This is a genomic window from Exiguobacterium acetylicum DSM 20416, from assembly GCF_000702605.1.
Taxonomy (GTDB): Bacteria; Bacillota; Bacilli; order Exiguobacteriales; family Exiguobacteriaceae; genus Exiguobacterium_A; species Exiguobacterium_A acetylicum.
Genome location: NZ_JNIR01000001.1, coordinates 2,687,566 through 2,707,181 on the forward strand (window position 1 = coordinate 2,687,566; position 19,616 = coordinate 2,707,181).

Sequence of the window (19,616 nt, forward strand, 5' to 3'; positions counted from 1 at the left end):
TTTGTTAGTTAGTTTGAGAAAAAAGTCGTTTTAAGTCTTTCGCGATTTCGTCTAAGCTGTCCTCGGCTTGCGGATACAGACCGAGTTTATCAAGAAAGGCATGTTCCATCCCGCGGTACTGGAGATAACGAGTCTTGACGCCGGCGCGTGCGAGCTTTTTCGCATACGCTTCCCCTTCAAGACGTAAGTAATCAAACTCTCCTGTAATGACGAGTGCCTCTGGTAGATCATCGAGCGTAGCGAATAACGGAGAAATCCTCGGATCCTTTGCGCCACTTGTTTGAACGTACCATTGCTCGAGGACACCTTCTTCATCTTGCAGCGACAAAATGATCCGTTCGAGTAGCTCCGATTCCGTTTGTCGGTCATACGCTTCAATCGTCCAGTCATATTCCGAATTCGGATGTTCACCGACATTGACGACCGGATAATACAAGACTTGATAGCGGATATACGGCGTCGGACGCTCGCGGTCGAGCAAACAACAGACCGTCGCTAAGTTCCCACCGGCACTATCACCGGCGACAGCGATCGCACCTGAATCAATCCCAAGTCGATCAGCGTGTTCGACTGCCCAATCGATCGCTGCATGACAATCCTCAAGTCCTGTCGGAAACGGATGCTCGGGTGCTAATCGATAACCAACTGACAAGACGGCGACGTTCCCCTTATCGGCTAATGCCTTACATGGGTTCTCGACCGTCTCGAGCGTACCACCGAAAAAACCACCGCCATGGAAATAGACGACGAGCGGGAGCGGACGTGCCGCTTCCGGACGATACAGCCGTGCTTCGATCGTGGTACCGGGTCTTGGGATCGCAAAGACGTCTGTTGCAATCTGTCGGGTCGTCACGTCTTCGTTGTTCCAACCCATGCCAGCACGCGCCAATTCAACTGGCGACGCCCCTTCTGGAATCGAGACCGATGGACGCTGCGTGAGAATGACCTCTCGGACACGCGGATCGAGTGTTCCCGGGGTCGAGACGTCAGGAATTGCCTTATCGACGATTTCAAGTCCGTCTTGATGAATCGATGAACAATTTCGTAACGTTCGTAGCAAATCTTGCATCGATGCGGTAGACAAGTGGATCGCTTCCTTTCTGTTCAAACTGTTATCGAAAGCGCTTTCGATAACGGTTAAAAAAATTTCGAATGCTCTTTTTTCAAAAAAGAGACCGCTTACATCACAATATACCTGTCTTTGACAGGAGAAGCAAATGTTTCACCTAAAAAAATCAGCGCAGTCACCTGCGCTGATCCTCATCGTAATTGTTCTTGTGAAACGATCGTAAAACCATCGATGACCGTGTCTTCCTCAACCTCGATCAACAGGCAGCGTTTGCCTTGGTAGTTGACTTGTTTGACGTACTTCAAGTCTTGCGGACTGATCGCGATATTTGCGACCTTCGTATTGATTTTAATCGATTTCGCTTCATAGTTCGGGACGATGTTACTCGCTTTCATCTCGTATGTCGGATCGTCAACGACCGTCTTGAACGCTCGTTCGACTTGTTCCGTGCTGACGTCTTCGACACCACTTGCCTTGAGGACACGCTCGACTTCCTGGACGTCGAGCATCGGTACTTCTTCCTCATCCTGATCCTCTTCGACGACGATCAACTGGTTAATGTTTTCATAGACACCGGCTAACGTCTTTGTATCCATCGATTCACCGACGACCGATTTGACGATCTCCTCGAAGATCGCTTTATCTTCATCTGCCGTGACGATCGGTTGACCGTTCAAGACATTTTCAAGGAAGCCGAAATCCGGTTTATTCGGTTTGCCTGCCGCATACAAGACATGATTAACGTCTGCTGCGTTGTCGGTAAAGGTCGGGAAGAGAAATCCACCGATCGGCGACGCCAGTTTGATGACCGGATTGATGAATAAGTTCGACTTGAATTCGCGTTCGACAAAATCAAAGACGAGCGATTGTTTCGGTAACTCCGTCAAGTTAAGGCTACCGAGGATGAACGGCGTCGTATAGACGTCGTCATTTGGATCGATCTCTGTCTCATCCGCTTGGCGTTTCGTCGTTTTATAGTATTGTCCGCGAATGAACGTGACGACGAGGTCATTCTCGTACTGGACGTCCTGAACCATCTTCAACGCCATCGTCTGCATCTGTTCGACCCAGTCCTCCGGCTCTTCCGCATACAGTCCTTCATAAAGGAGCTGCTGTGTGTGACCCTTCTCTCCTTCTTCCGGATGCGTGAACTTGACCTCGAACAGCTTGACGTCGAGTTTTCCACCTAATACTTTCTTGAAGTTCGCGAGGAACAGCTCCTGTTGTTCCGGATCAAGCAATGGAAACGGTCGGGCTTCCTCATGATAGATTTCGCTCGTCTCTTTTCGGATATAGACGTTGTAGATTTCATGGATTTTTAGTAAATCGGCATCCATCTTGAAGTGACGACGGATGTCGGCGATGTCTTTTTTATTCATGCATACCAGCTCCTCGAATCATTAAAATCCTGCTTCCTGAAAAGCGTACCATATGCGAGATGACCCGACATCTTTTAGAAAATCAATGCGCACGGAACGAATACGCGCGTGTGACAGGATTAACGATCTCATATTCATATTCCTGGTGGGCAGCGCGAGCTTGCGCGATGCAATTATCTAGTTCTTTTGTGTTGAAATAACGTTGTGCTTCCATCAACGTGCCACTTACGACTAAAAAGATACCAAACACGATCAACCATCCTCTGATTCGTTCGTTCATGATGTAGTCCCCTTTCTTCTCCACCTAAATCCTAACATCAGACCCTTTTATATAATGACAAAAATTTTATTTTAATAACATTTACACGATATTTATTTTCTCCTAAATAAGTGATGCCATACTAAAAATTGTGAAGGGTGTCTTCACATCATCTCGTCTCATACATAGGAGGAATGACACGTGTTCAAAGCCATCAAGTCCATCGTCATCACTACGCTCGTCTGCCTGACCGCTTTCCAATTCGATACGACGTCTGTTTCCGCATTACCGTCGGGTATCTCGTCGAAAGCGACGGCCCAGTCTCAACTCGATGCCTTAACTGTTAAAACAGAAGGCAGCATGACCGGTTATTCGCGTGATTTGTTCCCGCACTGGAGCAGTCAAGGAGGCGGCTGTGATACACGACAAGTCGTCTTAAAACGTGACGCTGATTCATATGTCGGATCGTGCCCCGTTACATCTGGTTCTTGGTATAGTTACTATGACGGACTGACATTCACGAATCCGTCTGACCTCGACATCGATCATGTCGTACCGCTTGCGGAAGCATGGCGCTCAGGAGCAAGCAGCTGGACGACAACGACTCGTCAAGCATTCGCAAACGATTTAACAGGTCCGCAATTGATCGCTGTCTCTGCAAGCTCGAACCGTTCAAAAGGGGATCAGGATCCGTCGACATGGAAGCCGACACGGGCAGGTGCGAGCTGCGCTTACTCGAAGATGTGGATCAATACGAAGAGTCGTTGGAACCTCAGCTTACAATCAAGTGAAAAAACTGCCTTACAGACGATGTTGAACACATGTACATACTAAAAAGGAGTCGATTCGATGGAAACGAAAACCTCTACTTTTACCGCTACACATGGTGTCATGACGCAAGAAGTCGGTGTCATCAGCGGTGAACTCGAACTCCGGACGACCTGTCAGGAGAACGGGACGTTGGAATTGGAGATTGCTTACGTCGGGGCGATAGACGTCTATACGTTACCCGGCAGTTACCGTGTCCATGACGTTCGGGATCATGACGTCATCCATCAGATGCTCGTCAATGTACTAGAGCGAACATAATGGAGAAGCCAGTATTTAATCAATATTAGTTACTTACACAATTACATAATCGAAATAGTAACCTCTATTTTCTAAAGCAATACTAATAGTTAAATTTAAATCTTAGTCACAACAAGAACAAATTTTTAAAGTATTATAAAATATAAAAAAATCACAACGAACTTCTCTTTTTGAGATATCTAAGTTTTAAAATTTGTTGAGAATGTTCTCATGTTCAAATTAAAATTGACGAGAATTTTCACAATCCTTTAAATAAATTAAAATCTAATATTTCCCATACTTTTGATTCTCTAGTGAAAATAAATTAAACGGCTTGATTCCCTTAGAAATAGAGACTCAAGCCGTTTAAAAGTTATTATCAAATTTCTTTTAACATTATTCAAAAGAATTATTTTATTAAATGTAAATTAAATTAGCTATCAAAATCCATTGTTACTATTTGTTTTTCAAATTTCACTAAAATTTCTTGGAAATTAGAATGAATTTGATCTTTACATAATAAAATTAATTCCTGTTGCTTTTCTTCATCAAGTGAAAGAAATAGTTCATCGAATCCTAGGCTTTTAAAAATACCATTAACTGCACCAAACGAACCTAGTACTCCAGAATAAGTTGTCACTTTTAAATTATCTTTTGTAGATTGAGTTAAATCATGTTGAGGAAGTGAAGCTAATCTAAAATCGTATATAATTTCTTGTATTAATTTCAATAATTTTTTCGAATTATCTTTTTTTAAGGGTTTATCGTTGAAAGATTTGATAAATATTAGTCTACAATAAAAAAATAATTTAGGATAGGAAGGCAAAGACTTAAAATCATTTGATAAATATTTATGAAGATTTTCTTCTGTAATGTATTTATCTCTTTCAACACTATCGTTATTTTCAGCACTAGTATTTAAATTAGTTAAATAATTTGAACTAGTATCTTCTTTTATTTCAGTTAAAGAGATTAAAGAAATATTCATTTTTTCTAACATCTCTTCATGATACTTGAAGCCTTTTACTGCCACTTCTAATAAAGTTGATGCTTTACTCATATTATCCACAGACTCTTTTACTACGTCTATATTTACTTTATTTGTTAATTCATCTAATTTTTCGGTTGCTTGAGATACTTTTTGAGAAGATAAATCACCAGAAAAAGTTTGATAAAGAGTAAATAAGATTGCAATTATAGCTAATATTATAGAAATAATAGTTCCCGCGAAACTCCAATGACTAATTACCTCATTCTGATCTTTATAATAATATGTAAAATTTAAAATAGAAAATGATAGTATAAAAATAAACCAGTATACTAAATCTCTTTTACTGATAATTTGAGAAGAATTGATATTTTTAGATGTATCTGAAGATTCTTTATTAGCTTTAAAAATCAAGAAGCAAATTATTATCAATAAAATATTTAACAGTAAATAAATTGAAAATAAAGTGATTAAATCAGTTTTTAAACTTACATTAAAGTTCATTTTTCACAAAACTCCTCATGGAATCTTAACTATAAATAGCTAGGATTTCTAAAATCAAAGTATTATTAGCAGATTTTATATTTTCGACACCTTCTATTTCATCTTTTCCCAATTGTCTTCTTAATCCTCTACTTATAGAAAGTAAATCTTTCATAATATCAAAAACAACTATAGGTTCATCTTTATAATATTTTTTAGAAATAATTTTTGCTATAAAAGTAACCTCTTCTTCTTCATAATCTTCTAGTCCATCCATTCCAATTATTAAGTCCGTTGAAGTTAACTTTGTAAATCCAATCCAATCATTTAAAGTACTATCTGTAATGAATATTGGAATTTTTGTATTTTCTTTTTCAAAAATCTTTTTAATAACCTCTTCTTCTTGAGTGCTTTCTAAATTTAAACTATTCATTATTATAGGCTTAAATTGAGTTATTAATTCCATCATGTCAAACTCATTCGGAATACTTAATGAACCTCCAAATGATATAATGGACGATTTAGTAATCGTTTCAATATCGTAATCTTTTTCTACAAGATCAAAAAAATACTCCCCGTCCTTTTCTTGTAATAATTCTTCAAATTCATTACAATCCAAAACTAAACTATTTATTGGCTCTCCTTCCATTTCATTAGTTCCTGTCATTCCTCCAGAGACTATAGGAATTTTTCCGTTAACTGATTTAGTTGAAGTTATTTTCATATTTTTTACATTTAAACTTTTTTCTCCTATAAGAAGTGCTTTATATTCAGCTACCTTTTTTGAATCAAAATATATCATATTTTTAAACATTATTTTCCTCCTATATATAGTTTTTTTATTGGAATATTATACTTTAATTCGAATTAAAAAGTAAATAAATTGAATAATATATTAAGAAATAAAGTAATCTGAAATCCTTATTTTAAAAAGAATCAAATTACTTTATTTATTTGGCTCCATCTTATTTAATTAAAGCATATATTTTTTCACTTATGATACGGCTCATTCCGATTAATCCGGTACGCCCGATAAATCTGTTCACAGAGAATCATCTTCATCAACTGATGCGGGAATGTCATCTTCGAAAACGAGATTGTATCATTTGCACGCTGCATCACTTCTGGTGCAAGACCAAGTGATCCACCGATGACGAAAGCAATTTTGCTCTTGCCGTATGTCGCGAGTTGATCGAGTTCTTTTGCGAACTGTTCACTCGTCCGTTGTTTTCCTTCGATAGCAAGTGCGAGGACATGAACGTCCGGTCCGATCTTCGCTAAAATCCGTTCGCCCTCTTTTTTCTTCACTTGTGCCATCTCCGCTTCACTCAACTGCTCTGGTGCCTTTTCGTCCGCGACCTCGATTTCTTGGATCGAACAGTAGGCGCCGAGACGCTTCGTATATTCGGCGATACCTTGTTTCAAATACTTCTCTTTTAGCTTTCCGACCGTAATGATGGTAATTTGCATCTTTTTTCTCGCTTTCTGACAGAAAATTCAGGAGTTATCCACAGAGTTATCCACAAATCCACATGTTGATATTTATTTTTTACTTGACACAAGATATGTTGCCGGTGCGTCACAGTATTCACACGTGATGTTTTTTTCTGGATTTAGCTGATCGAGAATCGGGTATTGTTCTGTTTCATCCACGATTTCGTCAAGCGCGAGCTCGACATGTTCTAAACAAACGTACTTATCCACAGGTGGTCTCCTCCTTTCACTTATCCACATTTATCCGCTTCCAGTATAACAAATATCAACCTTCCTGACCGGAAAAGGCGCAGGTTTCCTCACCAAAAAAAACCATCCACAGGTCGGACCTGTGGATGGTTTTTCAAATGATGCCTTACTGAACTGTTGGGGATTGGGCCGATAACTTCACCTCTGCTGTCTGTTTTTCACCGCCCCGGTAGAACGTGACTTTGACTGTTTCACCGACTTTTGCATCTCGGTAGAGGACACTTTTTAGGTCCGCGAACGATGCAATCGCTTTTCCATTGATCTCGACGATGACATCGTTTGCCTTCATACCCGCTTTTTCGGCTCCACTGTTACGTGTTAGACCAACGACGACGATTCCTTTCGTGACATCATTCGGTAATTTCAGACGATCTTCCCGGTATCCGCTTGGGAATTCCTGCACGTCGCGAATCTGAATCCCGAGCTGTGGACGAACGACTTCGCCGTTTTGCTCAAGATCCCGCATGATTGGTAACGCTTCGTTGATCGGAATCGCAAATCCGACTCCTTCGACACTTGCTTCTGCAATCTTCATCGAGTTGATCCCGATCAATTGACCAGCTGTGTTGATGAGCGCTCCACCGGAGTTCCCCGGGTTGATCGCTGCATCGGTTTGAATGACTTCCGTGTTGAAGTCTTGCTGTCCATCCTTGTTCGTATCAACTGGAACCGTCCGTTCCTGCGCACTGATGACACCGCGCGTGACCGAGTTCGCGAAAATCCCGAGCGGGTTCCCGATCGCAAGCACCGTTTCACCGGCACGTAACGTATCCGAATCCCCCAGTTTTGCGACTTGTGTCACTTTCGATGAATCAATCGAGAGGACGGCTAAATCGTACGTCGGATCTTCGCCGAGGACTTTTGCCTCGAGTGCTGTTCCGTCGGATAACGTGACAGACAAGCGGCTCGCCCCTTCAACGACGTGGTAGTTCGTAACGACGTAAGCTTTATTGCCGTCTTTTTTATAGATGACGCCGGACCCTGCACCCGTTTCCTGATCGGTTCCTTGGAACGAGCTCTGGAGGTTCGTCACGCTCACGACGGCTTCCTTCGTCTTACCGACTGCACCAACGATGTCGGTTTCAGCCTCTGTCGTCTGTGTCGCAGTCTGTTCCGCTGTCGTCGACGAAACCGGAGTCGGACTCGTCATCTCATCGCGGACGAACGGCCACGCGACGAGGGCGATCAACAAGGCTCCGACGATTCCGCCGATCAGACCGACGAAAAAGGCTTTTCCGGCACCACGACGACGCGGTGGTTCTGGTTGTTCTTCATATGGTTCACGATAAGGGCTGACCGGTTCGCTCGTTGCCGGTTGACGGGGCGGGAAGCCGCTCTCATCGGATGACTGTTCGTATCGTTCGGATTCGTTCCGTGGTTCTTCGGGTCGATCCATCGACATACGCCTCCTTTATGACTCTCTTTACACAAGTATACCCCCATCACGTGGCAAGTGAGCCAAATGTGGGGGTCTTTTGAGCATATTCAGTAATTTCCCATAATCAAAGCTTCAGGAGCGGTGTCGGAATGACCGGATCCGTGTCGAGAAGCTGAATCTTACTCAAATCGACGTCACGGCTCGCGAGCGTCTGGGAGACACTCATCCGGGCGAGTTCCTTCATGTTGTTGTCCTTGCTCAAGTGGGCCATGTGGATTCGTTTCGTCCGGTCATCAAGGACCTCACTCATCGCGATTGCAGCGTCCTCGTTCGAGACGTGTCCGTAATCCCCGAGGATCCGTCGTTTGACGCTCCACGGGTAATGTCCCATCTGGAGCATGCCGATATCATGGTTCGCTTCGAAGATATAAGCATCAGCGCCCCGAATGACACCTTTCATTCGGTCCGAGACGTATCCGGTATCCGTGATGTGCGCCAATCGTTTTCCTTCGTGGGCGAACTGGAAGAACATCGGATCGGCTGCATCGTGACTGACGTTGAATGATTCGACTTCGATGTCACCGAACTGCTTGACCTCTCCGACTTCCCAGAGGAACTTCAGCGCCGGATCGATCTTACCGATCTTCGCTTCCATCGCTGCCCACGTCTTTTCATTCGCATAGAGCGGGATATTGTACTTCCGTGCCATGATGCCGACGCCTTTGATATGGTCGGAGTGTTCATGGGTGACGAACAGACCATCGATGCCATGCGGCGACCGGTCGATCTGGTCGAACAAGGCGAGCATCGCCTTGCCGGTCAGTCCTGCGTCGACGAGCAAGCGGGTCTGTTCACTTTCGATATAGAGGGCGTTCCCCGTCGAGCCACTGGCCATGACGCTGTAGTGTAGGCTCATCGTGCATTCCTCATTTCTCTGAGACTGTATCCAATCGTTCGACGGTCTGGACACCGCCGTCAATCGCATTGACGAAGTAGACTTCCTCGTTGTCGAGCTCGATTTGCCACGTCGGCGGCAAGATTTGGACCGATTCCGTGCCTTCCGTGACGAGACAGAAATAACCGAGCTTGTGACTCGTCGACCGCTTCGATGCCGGGAACAAGCCTTGCTCCGACAACTGGACGATCGCTTCACTTGCCGATAACAACGTCACGTCCTGTGCTTGCCGGACGACCTTGTTCAAGTGGCGTTGTTTGTAGCTGACGATTTCCTTCGCATCGTTGAGCTGTAAGACGAGCAGGGACGGTCCGATCATCGCATCGTCCTCACGCGACTGCTGTGGTGTCGAATAGAGCGGCTGTCCCTTATACGTCTGAACGAATGTCATCTCCTGATACTTACTATCATACTTCCAAAATGTATATTCGGCACCATATCGAACTGATGCTTGAACGAACGATGAAGCGGAATCCCGCATCGTCTTCGCATCGAGTCGATACGGTTTCGTTAACCGGACCGACCACTCGACATCATTCTTGACGGAGGCGACCGCGTCCCGAATCGGTGAACTCGCAAGTGGCGCCAGCGTCCGCGCGTCGACTTCGGCTGTTAAATAACCGATGTCACGCGTGACCGGCTGCAGTTTCTTCTCATCGATTTGACGATCCTTCAAGATCGATTTACCGGTCGCGCTCGTCGCGACGATCCGCGGCTCGACCATCCGGTCCATCAATTGAATGGCGAGGTAGACGTTCAGGATCAAAAAGGTCAGCATCAATAAGGTCTTCGCTTTACTCCAGTCCATTCATCCTCACCCCTCATTCCCGACAGCTTGATTGATCGATTGCCAGACGCCATCGATTTTGATGAACCACGTCGGCTCAAAGACGGCGTAGCGGCTCGTTGAAATCTTATACGTCATCTCATATCCAATCCGGATTCCACTGATCTCTTTTAAGAGATCAGCACGACTCAGACGTTCGAGAACCGTTTCAACAGCTGGCACCGTTTCTTCCCGAAGGATCAATTTCCGCTTCGCTCGGAGCATGCTACGACTGAGCGACCGGACTTGATTTTCCTCATACATGATCTTCAGTGTCGCGAGATCGAACTTCGTCTGTTCGAGCAGCGGACCACTCTCCCCAAATACCGGATACCGGTTCAAGTACAACCGGAACGTCGCCGTCTGTTCCTCACTCTTTTTACTCATCTGATCAAAGTAATACCGGAAGCCACTGCGTTGGGTATCTTGATCGAGCCAGCCCCCATGAATGTTGACATAGCTGACGAGCGTGCTGTAATCGACCGTCGAGCTTTGGGTATTCGGCGATAACGTATTGAAACGATACACATTGTAGTTTCGATCATACGTCGAAACGCTGACACCGTCCGTCAAGACGTCGAGATCATCCCGACTCTTGATTTGCTGGACGTTCGAGTTCTCAGCGAAAAAGGCACTCCGGATGCGATCGAGTGGTTTGGGCGATTGCCCGACCTCGTCATAGACGAAGACTTGCTCTAATCGCGTCGTACCGCTCGCGACATACGTATAATCGCCACCTTTGAGTTCGACGCGTGTCATCGGTTTTTTCTTATCATGCGCGAACAGTCGCTTCAAAACCGTCTCATCGCCGACAAGCTTGAAGTCCTTCAGGCGACCGGTCGCCGACTCGAGACGGAGGATTGGTCCATCATAATCGAGTAAATAGAGCCGTTTGATCGGTTCCGAGAAGGCGATTTGTTTTTCGCCGAGTAACTCTTCAAGAATCGTCGCACTGATCGGTGTCGGGAAAATCATCTCGACACTCCGGTCACCGACCGGGATGTTATTCGCTTTATCCGTCAAGACAAGGACACCGATGTTAAACGACGCACCGATTCGGTTAAGGAAGGTCCGACCGATGATTTGTGTCTGATAGATCCCTTCCTGGTCCGAATAGACGAGTAGTTCCGGGTTGATCAGTTGGTTGCTTTCAATCGTCTTTGAGGCATCGATCTCGTTGAACGAGACCTGTTCCCGCTCGATTGATTCACTGCTTGGATGATAGGTCCAGAGCATCGCTGTCTGAGCGATCGAACCGGCGACAAGCAGGACGAGTAACAGCGAACTCCAGTGTTGTTTCTTCATCCGGCATCCACCTCTTCGATCACCTCATACGGAAGCGTGAAGTAAATCGTCGTGCCGCGTCCCCATTCACTTTCTGCCCAGATGTCGCCACCATGTGCTGAAACGACGTCTTTTGCGATCGACAGACCAAGACCGGTGCCGCCGATTTTACGGGCACGGGCTTTATCGACACGATAGAAGCGTTCGAAGATTTTTTGGAGATTCGCTTTCGGGATTCCGACACCTTCATCCTTGATGCTGATGACGATCCGTTTTGCCCGGAGCATCGTCCGGACGGTGATCGTTCCGCCTTCCGGTGAGTACTTGATTGCATTCGTCAGGATGTTGTCTGCGACCTGGATCAACTTATCCTGATCCCCACGGATGTAGACTTTCCGCTTCATGATCTTACGACGGAAACGAATCCGTTCTGGTTTCGTCATGTCATGGCGATCGAGAATCTCATTCAGGAATTGAATGTAATCGAAGCGGACCTTATTCATTTTGTATTCCTTACTGTCCATCTTCGACAGTTGTAAGAGATCGGTGACGAGGCGGATCATCCGCTCCGTCTCGTTCTGTGTCGTCTCAAGGAAACGTGGTGCGAGTTCCTCGTCCTGATACGCGCCTTCTGCCAAGGCTTCAAGATAGCTGCGCATCGTCGTCAGCGGTGTTCGGAGCTCGTGACTGACGTTCGCGACGAATTCGCGACGATCCTGTTCGACTTGCTCCTGTTCCGTGACGTCATGCAGGACGACGATCATCCCGGTAATTGGACCACTGTGTTTCTTGACGGGCGAGAAGAATGCCCGGACGAGGAACAGTTCATCCTCACTACTGAAATCAAGTAGACGCGGTGGCATCGTACCGTCTTCCGGAATCATGAAATCGTCACCGAGTGCCAGTAAGTCCTTCAAGTTCGTTCCGACGACGCTCGCATCGTCCGCACCGACGATATCCTTCGCTTGATCGTTCATCAAGATGACGCGCAACGTCCGGTCCGTCGCAATGACGCCATCGGTCATGTTCTCAAGGACGCTCGTCAACTTCCGCCGTTCGGCTTCCGTCGTCGCGTTTGCTTCGAGTAACTCATCCGTCAATTCGTTGAACGAACGAGCGAGCTGACCGATCTCATCGTCCGAATAGACCTTAACCTTCCGCGAGAAGTTCCCGCGTCGCATCTCGATCGCTTGACGCCGCATATCGGAAATCGGACGCGTGATCGTCCGCGACAGCAAGACACCGAGAATCGACGTGATGACGAGGGCGATGACCGTTCCGGTCGCAAGAATCCGCGTAACCTGTTGCATCTGCGAATAGATTGACTCCATCGAGGCGCGAACATAAATCATACCGGTCGTTACGCCGTCTCGTTCCGAGGTAACCGGTACGGCAAAGATCCGGATCTTATCCTCTGATTCTGGATCAAGCACGGTGTCCGTCCGGGTCGAGCTCGTTGCCTGCGCTTTTTTAATCAGTGAATTCGTCGCCCGTTGTCCGACTGCTGATTGGTTCTCGTTATCCGATGTCGCTTGGATGATCGAGTCCTGGTCAATGATCTGGACTTCGAGGATGTCGTTCCTTGAGGTGGAGCCATTACTAAACTCAGACAGCAGTTGCCCTAGTGATTGGGACAACTGCCGCTTGGAGGCGTCATCATCGCCTGTTTTATCGAATTCCTTCCCGACGTTATAGGCGACAAGACCTGCTCGGTCCTCGACCGACTTCGAGAAGTTCGTAATGTACTGCTTTTCAAGGGAACGAACGAAATAGACGCCAATGACCTGCATCGCCACTAAAATCAATAAGGCATAGATGACGACGAGTTTCCATTGGATGGATTTAAAGAAGTTCGTTCCTTTTAACATCGTTATTCATTCTCCCCGTCTTGGAGATAATAGCCGACACCACGACGCGTCATGATGTAAACCGGCGTACTTGGGTTATCTTCGACTTTCTCACGGAGACGACGTACTGTCACGTCGACTGTCCGGACATCACCGAAGTAGTCATAGCCCCAGACCGTTTGCAACAAATGCTCACGTGTCATGACTTGACCGATATTTTTCGCGAGGTAGTGCAACAATTCGAACTCACGCTGCGTCAGCTCGATTTTTTGATCCTTCCGTGTCACCGTATGCGAATTCGTATCGATATACAGTTCCCCGACTTTGAGTGGACCTGGTCCAACCGGTTGTGGTGTAGCTTCCGGACTCGTGTTGCGTAAATGGACTTTCACGCGGGCAAGTAACTCGCGCGAGCTGAATGGCTTCGTCACATAATCGTTCGCGCCAAGCTCAAGACCAAGTACCGTATCGATCTCGGAATCCTTCGCTGTCAACATGATAATCGGAATCTTCGAAGTCTTCCGGACTTCCCGGCAGACTTCCATCCCGTCCATTAATGGGAGCATGATGTCGAGTAACATCAAATCCGGTTTGAACTCCTCGAATTTTTCTAATGCCTCCACGCCGTCGTTTGCGATCGCGACCTGGTAGCCTTCTTTTTCTAATTTAAACTTGAGTATATCTGCAATCGGTAACTCGTCATCGACGACTAGAATTTTGCGTTCCGTCACTGGGTGTGCCCCCTTAAAAATTTCTATTCAATCTATTTTACCTGTTTTTTCGGCATATAGAAAGGTGGCGACGGAAACTCCCGGCGCCACTCTCTCTGCTGTTCGTTGTCTCACGGGAGAGGTTCCACGTGAAACACTGTATTTAGTATACCTGTTTTTGCTTCCGTTTGTGAACCATTTCGCACAAAAAACAGCCTCTTGCGGGAGGCAAGAGGCTGTTTAGACTTATGCTTCTTGCGGGAGGCAAGAGGCTGTTTAGACTTATGCTTCTTCGTAAAGATCACGCAAGACGACTGTCTGTTCACGACCCGGTCCGACCGAGAACGTGACGAGCGAGATCCCTGTGAGATCCGCAATCCGCTTAACGTAGTTCTGTGCGTTCAACGGTAGATCTTCAAAGCGACGGACCCCTGTGATATCCTCTTTCCAGCCTGGAAGTTCTTCGTAAACTGGAACACATGCTTCGAGATCACGGAAGCTTGCTGGATACTCATCGATCTGTTTACCGTTGAATTCGTACGATGTACAGATCTTCAACGTGTCGAGGCCTGTCAAAACGTCGATCGAGTTGAGCGAAAGATCCGTCAACCCACTTGTACGGCGCGAGTGGCGAACGACGACAGAGTCGAACCAACCAACACGACGCGGACGTCCTGTTGTCGTCCCGTATTCACGACCGACTTCACGGATCTGATGACCGATGTCATCGAACAATTCCGTTGGGAACGGACCATCACCGACACGTGACGTGTACGCTTTACAAACACCGACGACGTGGTCAATCCGAGCTGGACCGACTCCGACACCTGATGCGACACCGCCAGCAGATGCGTTCGACGATGTAACGAACGGGTACGTTCCGTGGTCAAGGTCGAGTAAGACACCTTGTGCGCCTTCGAACAACACTTTTTCGCCGTGATCAAGGCTATCGTTGACGACGACGGATGTATCGCAGACGTATTTCGCAAATTCTTGTCCATACGCATAGTACTCTTCGAAGATATCGTCGAACGCGATTGGTTCAGCGTCATACATCTTCGTGAACATGCGGTTCTTTTGGTCGAGAACGATCTTCAACTTCTCAGCGAACGTTTCTTTGTCGAGTAGGTCTGCCATCCGGATACCGATGCGAGCGGCTTTATCCATGTAGCACGGTCCGATTCCTTTTAGCGTCGTTCCGACTTTTGCGTCGCCCTTCGCTTCTTCTTCTAACTGATCCTGCAACTGATGATACGGCAAGATGACATGCGCCCGATTCGAAATTAACAAGTTATCCGTTGAAACACCACGATCGTGTAGATACTTCAATTCCTTGACGAGTGATTTCGGGTTAACGACGAGACCGTTCCCGATGACACATTTCTTATCCGAGTAAAAAATACCTGATGGGATCAAGTGCAATTTGTACGTCTCGTTATTGAATACGATCGTATGTCCTGCATTGTCTCCACCTTGATAACGTGCTACGACGTCGGCTTGTTTCGAAAGAAAATCGGTAATTTTCCCTTTTCCTTCGTCGCCCCACTGTGTTCCGACTACTACTACTGATGACATCTTATCATCCACCTCCACGTACGATTCAAAACCACGACTAAGTGTAACGCGATAAAAAACAGAAGTCAACCAAATACCGAACAATTAATTGTTACAATTCTCTTTCGTTCGTTTAATTATCGTTTTTGGTGAATAAACTGAGAATCTTTAGGTGAAAATAAAAAAAGCTACGTTTTGTCTCCGATTAATCGAAGACAAAACGTAGCTTAGATTAAGCTGGTGGCGCGTACGAGTTGCTTGGCTCGAGATCCACGAACTTGTTGAATTCTTTCCGGAAGGCAAGTTTGACGGTACCGGTTGGACCATTCCGCTGTTTCGCGATAATGATCTCAATCGTATTCGCATCTTCCGTTTCTTTATTGTAGTAATCGTCACGGTACAAGAAGGCGACGATATCAGCATCTTGCTCGATCGCTCCTGATTCCCGGATATCCGACATCATCGGTCGCTTATCTTGACGACTCTCAACACCACGAGAGAGCTGCGATAAGGCGATGACAGGGACTTCGAGTTCCCGCGCGAGCGATTTCAAGGAACGGGAAATTTCCGAAACCTCTTGTTGACGGTTGTCGCTTGAGCGACCATTCCCTTGAATCAACTGCAAGTAATCGATCATGATCATTCCAAGACCATGCTCCTGCTTCAAACGACGGCACTTTGCCCGGATGTCGTTGACCCGAATACCCGGTGTATCGTCGATGTAGATACCGGCTTGAGACAGATTACTCATTGCAAGTGATAACTTGCCCCAGTCCTCTTCCTCGAGTTGACCGGTCCGCAGACGCTGCGCATCGACGTTTCCTTCGGCACAGAGCATCCGCATGACAAGCTGTTCGGCACCCATCTCAAGACTAAAGATGGCGACGTTCTCGTCAGCACGTGTCGCGACGTTTTGCGAGATGTTCAAGGCAAACGCCGTCTTCCCGACCGATGGACGTGCTGCAACGATGATTAAATCGTTGCGCTGGAACCCAGCCGTCATCTTATCGAGATCCTGGAAACCCGTCGGAATCCCCGTCGTCTCACCGCTTTGCTTATGCAATTTATCAATCGTTGCATAGGCACTCGTCAAAACGTCCGAAATCGGAATGAAGCTCGCGCTTCCTTTTCCTTGCGATACTTCGAGAATCTTCCGTTCTGCTTCATTCAGCAGGACATCGACTTCATTTTGCCGTTCATATCCGTCAGTGACGATTTCGCCTGCTGTCCGAATGAGACGCCGAAGCGTCGACTTCTGGTCAACGACGTTGACGTAATAATTGATATTTGCTGCAGTTGGTACACCTTCAGCCAGTTCCGCTAGATACGGTAGACCACCGATCTCATCTAAGATCCCAAGCGTGCTGAGCTCGGCTGTCACCGTGACGAGGTCGATCGCTTCGCCTCGGTCGGACAACACGAGCATCGCTTCAAAGATCCGTTGGTGAGAGGCACGGTAAAAGTCCTGCGGTAACAAACGTTCCGATGCACTGATCAAACGATCCGCATCAATCATGATCGCCCCTAGGACGGCTTGTTCTGCCTCGATACTTTGGGGAGGCATATTTTGCATGACTTCACTCATCACCGGTCCCCTTTTCTACTCACGCCTCTTTGACCTGAACGTTCAGCGTCGCTGTCACTTCGTTGTGTAACTTCAATGGAACTTTCGTAAAGCCGAGTGCCTTGATTGGGTGCTCGAGCTCGATTTTGCGTTTATCGATCTTGTAACCCATGCTCTTGAGTGCTTCCGCGATCTGTTTGCTTGTGACCGAACCGAAGACACGACCGCCTTCACCAGCTTTTGTCGAGACGACGATCGTCTCTTTTTCGATTTTCTCTTTTAACGCTTGCGCATCAAGCAAGTTCTGTTTTGCTTCTTCTGCCGCTTTACGTTCGTGTGCTTCATGTTGCTTCAAGTTTCCAGTCGTCGCAGGGCGCGCCAACTTTTTCTTGAAGAGTACGTTATTTGCATAAGCATCGGCCACGTCTTTGACGTCTCCTGCTTTACCTTGTCCTTTTACATCCTGTAAGAAAATAACCTTCATTCTGATTCCTCTCCTTTTGTCTCATCTTCTAGATATCGATCGATCGCTTTGCGCAATGCATCGGCAACCGTGATGACCGATTCTGACATCTGCGTCGCCGCATTCGTCAAGTGACCACCGCCACCGAGCGTCTCCATGATCAACTGGACGTTGACCTCTCCGAGCGAACGGGCGCTGATCGCCGTCCGTCCATCTTGCAGTTCCGCGATGACGAAGGCGGCACGGATGCCTTGAAGCGACAACAATTGATCGGCCGCTTGTGCAATCAAGACTTGATCGTGAATGACACCAGGTTCCGCTGTCGCAATCGCCATCCCTTTCGTATAGACCTCGGACCGCTCGAGGATATGTGACTGCTCAACGTACGTTTCAAGATCCTGACTGAGGAACTCTTGCACGAGCACCGTGTCAGCTCCTTGTGAACGTAAGTAAGATGCAGCATCGAACGTCCGCGAGCCGGTCCGAAGGGCAAATCCTTTCGTATCGACAATGATTCCGGCGAGTAACGCCGTCGCTTCAAGCATCGATAGCTTCTGATTCGTCGGCTGGTACTCGATCAGCTCAGTCACGAGTTCTGATGTCGAAGAAGCATACGGCTCGAGATAAACGAGAACCGCATCTTCGATGAAATCCTCACCGCGCCGGTGATGATCGATGACGACCATATGCTCGAATCGATCGAGTAACGTCGGTACGACGACAAGTGACGGCTTATGTGTATCGACGACGACGAGTAACGTCTGATCGTCAATTAATTGATCCGCTTGAAACGCATTGACGAACCGGGTCTCGAGTTGTGGTACTTCAGCGATTTCGTCCATCATCCGGCGAATCCCACGACCGATTTCTTCTGGTGGTAAGACGATATGCGCTTCCTTATCGTTCATTTCCGCAAGCTTCAAAATGCCGATTGCTGATCCGAGTGCATCCATATCCGGGTTCTTATGACCCATGATTAGGACACGACTTGATTCCTGCATCAAGTCACGAAGCGAGTTGGCAATGACCCGTGCCCGGACGCGCGTCCGTTTTTCCGTCGGATTCGTCTTTCCGCCATAAAAGCGGACTTTTCCGTCGCGTTTGATGACGACTTGGTCGCCTCCCCGTCCTAGTGCGAGATCGAGACTCGACTGAGCCATCTGACCAAGCGAAGGAATCGGATCACTGCCGCAACCAATTCCGATTGATAACGTCAACTGGACGCCTCGTTGACTCGTCTCTTCGCGCACGATATCAAGAATCGTGAACTTCGATCGTTCAAGAATCCGTAGATTCTCTTCTGTCGTGACGATGAAGTACCGATCGGACGCCGTCCGTTTGATATACGTTCCGTGTTCAGCTGCCCAGTGATTCAATAGTTGAGTAACCCGACTGTTCAGCTCACTACGTAACTGATCTTCGATACCTTGTGTCATCTCATCGTAGTTATCGAGATAAATGACACCGATGACCGTCTGATTGTCGACGAGTTGCTGTTCAACTTGCGCTTCTTCCGTCATATCGAACAGATAAAACGTCCGGTTCTCATGATTTGAAAAGACGCGATACACGGCATCACCGATTTCAAGCGTCGCTTGGTCCTCGTTCGTCGCGACCATCTCGATGAATAAAGGATCGAGCTCATTGAGCGTCTGTCCCATCGCTACATCATCAAAGATGTCCCGCATCGGATCATTGAACCAGGTGACGAGGGTTTCCTCATCGTATAGTAAGATCCCGATTGGCATGTTCGTCAACGCGTCTTGCCCCGTTTCTTCGACTTGCATCGAAATCCCGGCGACATACGTCTCCCACGCCCTGCGTGCACGACGTTCTTCGTATAGATGCAATCCGAAGAGGAGGGCAGTCACGACGGCTCCGATAGCGGAGATGATCGGTTCACGTACAGCGACGACGAGAAGCAGACCGACGATTAATAGATACGGAATGAAGCGAACGATGCGTCGTTCTCGTTCCGGTGATACTTGTTGACCTGACTCCATCGTGTCCTCCTTATATGCTCTGTTGGGTTCATTTAAATTTTTA

General features: G+C 47.0%; 19 protein-coding genes. 2 read left to right on the plus strand and 17 right to left on the minus strand.

Going from position 1 to position 19,616, the window contains the following annotated elements:
• Window positions 1–4: 4 nt before the first annotated feature.
• The 3 genes from P401_RS0114175 to P401_RS0114185 form a co-directional block, all read right to left on the minus strand.
• Entirely contained in the window at window positions 5–1,084 is a 1,080-nt protein-coding gene (locus P401_RS0114175) for an alpha/beta hydrolase (protein ID WP_236627122.1), read from the minus strand.
• 176 nt (window positions 1,085–1,260) lie between these two features.
• Window positions 1,261–2,448, minus strand: a complete 1,188-nt coding sequence (locus P401_RS0114180; protein WP_029343011.1) for a DUF4317 domain-containing protein — start codon at window positions 2,446–2,448, stop codon at window positions 1,261–1,263.
• A gap of 82 nt (window positions 2,449–2,530) precedes the next feature.
• Entirely contained in the window at window positions 2,531–2,728 is a 198-nt protein-coding gene (locus tag P401_RS0114185; RefSeq protein WP_029343012.1) for a hypothetical protein, read from the minus strand.
• 192 nt (window positions 2,729–2,920) lie between these two features.
• Here P401_RS0114185 and P401_RS0114190 point away from each other — a divergent pair, with 192 nt between their 5' ends.
• Both P401_RS0114190 and P401_RS0114195 read left to right on the plus strand, forming a co-directional pair.
• Window positions 2,921–3,541, plus strand: coding sequence for an HNH endonuclease family protein (locus P401_RS0114190; RefSeq protein WP_029343013.1), 621 nt, complete (start codon window positions 2,921–2,923; stop codon window positions 3,539–3,541).
• 15 nt (window positions 3,542–3,556) lie between these two features.
• Window positions 3,557–3,796, plus strand: a complete 240-nt coding sequence (locus tag P401_RS0114195) for a hypothetical protein (protein WP_029343014.1) — start codon at window positions 3,557–3,559, stop codon at window positions 3,794–3,796.
• Window positions 3,797–4,208: 412 nt separating this feature from the next.
• On the opposite strand, the gene P401_RS0114200 is transcribed toward P401_RS0114195, so the two are convergent.
• The 14 genes from P401_RS0114200 to P401_RS0114265 form a co-directional block, all read right to left on the minus strand.
• Window positions 4,209–5,267, minus strand: a complete 1,059-nt coding sequence (locus P401_RS0114200) for a hypothetical protein (protein WP_029343015.1) — start codon at window positions 5,265–5,267, stop codon at window positions 4,209–4,211.
• A gap of 25 nt (window positions 5,268–5,292) precedes the next feature.
• Window positions 5,293–6,060 (minus strand): hypothetical protein, encoded by a 768-nt coding sequence (locus P401_RS0114205; RefSeq protein WP_029343016.1) that lies wholly within the window; start codon window positions 6,058–6,060, stop codon window positions 5,293–5,295.
• A gap of 176 nt (window positions 6,061–6,236) precedes the next feature.
• Complete coding sequence (gene rlmH / locus P401_RS0114210) at window positions 6,237–6,716, minus strand: 23S rRNA (pseudouridine(1915)-N(3))-methyltransferase RlmH (protein WP_023469837.1); 480 nt, start codon at window positions 6,714–6,716, stop codon at window positions 6,237–6,239.
• 72 nt (window positions 6,717–6,788) lie between these two features.
• A complete protein-coding gene (locus P401_RS18370) occupies window positions 6,789–6,950 on the minus strand; it encodes a CxxH/CxxC protein (RefSeq protein ID WP_023469838.1) in 162 nt (53 codons plus the stop codon).
• A 145-nt stretch (window positions 6,951–7,095) separates the two neighbouring features.
• On the minus strand, window positions 7,096–8,385 hold the full coding sequence (locus P401_RS0114220) for a S1C family serine protease (RefSeq protein ID WP_029343017.1): 1,290 nt from the start codon (window positions 8,383–8,385) through the stop codon (window positions 7,096–7,098).
• 106 nt (window positions 8,386–8,491) lie between these two features.
• On the minus strand, window positions 8,492–9,283 hold the full coding sequence (locus P401_RS0114225) for an MBL fold metallo-hydrolase (protein WP_023469840.1): 792 nt from the start codon (window positions 9,281–9,283) through the stop codon (window positions 8,492–8,494).
• Between the two features lie 10 nt (window positions 9,284–9,293).
• Complete coding sequence (locus P401_RS0114230; RefSeq protein ID WP_029343018.1) at window positions 9,294–10,130, minus strand: two-component system regulatory protein YycI; 837 nt, start codon at window positions 10,128–10,130, stop codon at window positions 9,294–9,296.
• 6 nt (window positions 10,131–10,136) lie between these two features.
• The gene (gene yycH / locus P401_RS0114235; protein WP_023469842.1) at window positions 10,137–11,453 is read right to left on the minus strand and encodes a two-component system activity regulator YycH; all 1,317 of its coding nucleotides are present in this window, start codon (window positions 11,451–11,453) and stop codon (window positions 10,137–10,139) included.
• On the minus strand, window positions 11,450–13,300 hold the full coding sequence (gene walK, locus P401_RS0114240; RefSeq protein WP_029343019.1) for a cell wall metabolism sensor histidine kinase WalK: 1,851 nt from the start codon (window positions 13,298–13,300) through the stop codon (window positions 11,450–11,452). Before walK ends, yycH begins: the two co-directional genes overlap by 4 nt.
• Before the next feature lie 2 nt (window positions 13,301–13,302).
• Entirely contained in the window at window positions 13,303–14,010 is a 708-nt protein-coding gene (gene yycF / locus P401_RS0114245; protein WP_023469844.1) for a response regulator YycF, read from the minus strand.
• A gap of 261 nt (window positions 14,011–14,271) precedes the next feature.
• On the minus strand, window positions 14,272–15,564 hold the full coding sequence (locus tag P401_RS0114250; protein ID WP_029343020.1) for an adenylosuccinate synthase: 1,293 nt from the start codon (window positions 15,562–15,564) through the stop codon (window positions 14,272–14,274).
• Between the two features lie 211 nt (window positions 15,565–15,775).
• Window positions 15,776–17,128 carry a replicative DNA helicase gene (dnaB, locus tag P401_RS0114255; RefSeq protein ID WP_023469846.1) on the minus strand — a complete coding sequence of 451 codons (1,353 nt, stop codon included), beginning with the start codon at window positions 17,126–17,128 and terminating at the stop codon, window positions 15,776–15,778.
• Between the two features lie 19 nt (window positions 17,129–17,147).
• Window positions 17,148–17,591: a 50S ribosomal protein L9 gene (gene rplI / locus P401_RS0114260; RefSeq protein ID WP_023469847.1), complete on the minus strand. Its 444-nt coding sequence runs from the start codon at window positions 17,589–17,591 to the stop codon at window positions 17,148–17,150.
• Entirely contained in the window at window positions 17,588–19,573 is a 1,986-nt protein-coding gene (locus P401_RS0114265; RefSeq protein ID WP_029343021.1) for a DHH family phosphoesterase, read from the minus strand. The genes rplI and P401_RS0114265 overlap by 4 nt, the downstream gene beginning before the upstream one ends.
• Between the last annotated feature and the right edge of the window lie 43 nt (window positions 19,574–19,616).

Coding starts and splice junctions, on each gene's coding strand:
- P401_RS0114180 (WP_029343011.1), bottom strand. CDS start 2,448: ATGAATAAAAAAGACATCGCCGACATCCGTCGTCACTTCAAGATGGAT.
- yycH (WP_023469842.1), bottom strand. CDS start 11,453: ATGAAGAAACAACACTGGAGTTCGCTGTTACTCGTCCTGCTTGTCGCC.
- P401_RS0114250 (WP_029343020.1), bottom strand. CDS start 15,564: ATGTCATCAGTAGTAGTAGTCGGAACACAGTGGGGCGACGAAGGAAAA.
- rlmH (WP_023469837.1), bottom strand. CDS start 6,716: ATGCAAATTACCATCATTACGGTCGGAAAGCTAAAAGAGAAGTATTTG.
- P401_RS0114220 (WP_029343017.1), bottom strand. CDS start 8,385: ATGGATCGACCCGAAGAACCACGGAACGAATCCGAACGATACGAACAG.
- P401_RS0114230 (WP_029343018.1), bottom strand. CDS start 10,130: ATGGACTGGAGTAAAGCGAAGACCTTATTGATGCTGACCTTTTTGATC.
- walK (WP_029343019.1), bottom strand. CDS start 13,300: ATGTTAAAAGGAACGAACTTCTTTAAATCCATCCAATGGAAACTCGTC.
- P401_RS0114225 (WP_023469840.1), bottom strand. CDS start 9,283: ATGAGCCTACACTACAGCGTCATGGCCAGTGGCTCGACGGGGAACGCC.
- dnaB (WP_023469846.1), bottom strand. CDS start 17,128: ATGAGTGAAGTCATGCAAAATATGCCTCCCCAAAGTATCGAGGCAGAA.
- P401_RS0114200 (WP_029343015.1), bottom strand. CDS start 5,267: ATGAACTTTAATGTAAGTTTAAAAACTGATTTAATCACTTTATTTTCA.
- P401_RS0114265 (WP_029343021.1), bottom strand. CDS start 19,573: ATGGAGTCAGGTCAACAAGTATCACCGGAACGAGAACGACGCATCGTT.
- rplI (WP_023469847.1), bottom strand. CDS start 17,591: ATGAAGGTTATTTTCTTACAGGATGTAAAAGGACAAGGTAAAGCAGGA.
- P401_RS0114185 (WP_029343012.1), bottom strand. CDS start 2,728: ATGAACGAACGAATCAGAGGATGGTTGATCGTGTTTGGTATCTTTTTA.
- P401_RS0114195 (WP_029343014.1), top strand. CDS start 3,557: ATGGAAACGAAAACCTCTACTTTTACCGCTACACATGGTGTCATGACG.
- P401_RS0114205 (WP_029343016.1), bottom strand. CDS start 6,060: ATGTTTAAAAATATGATATATTTTGATTCAAAAAAGGTAGCTGAATAT.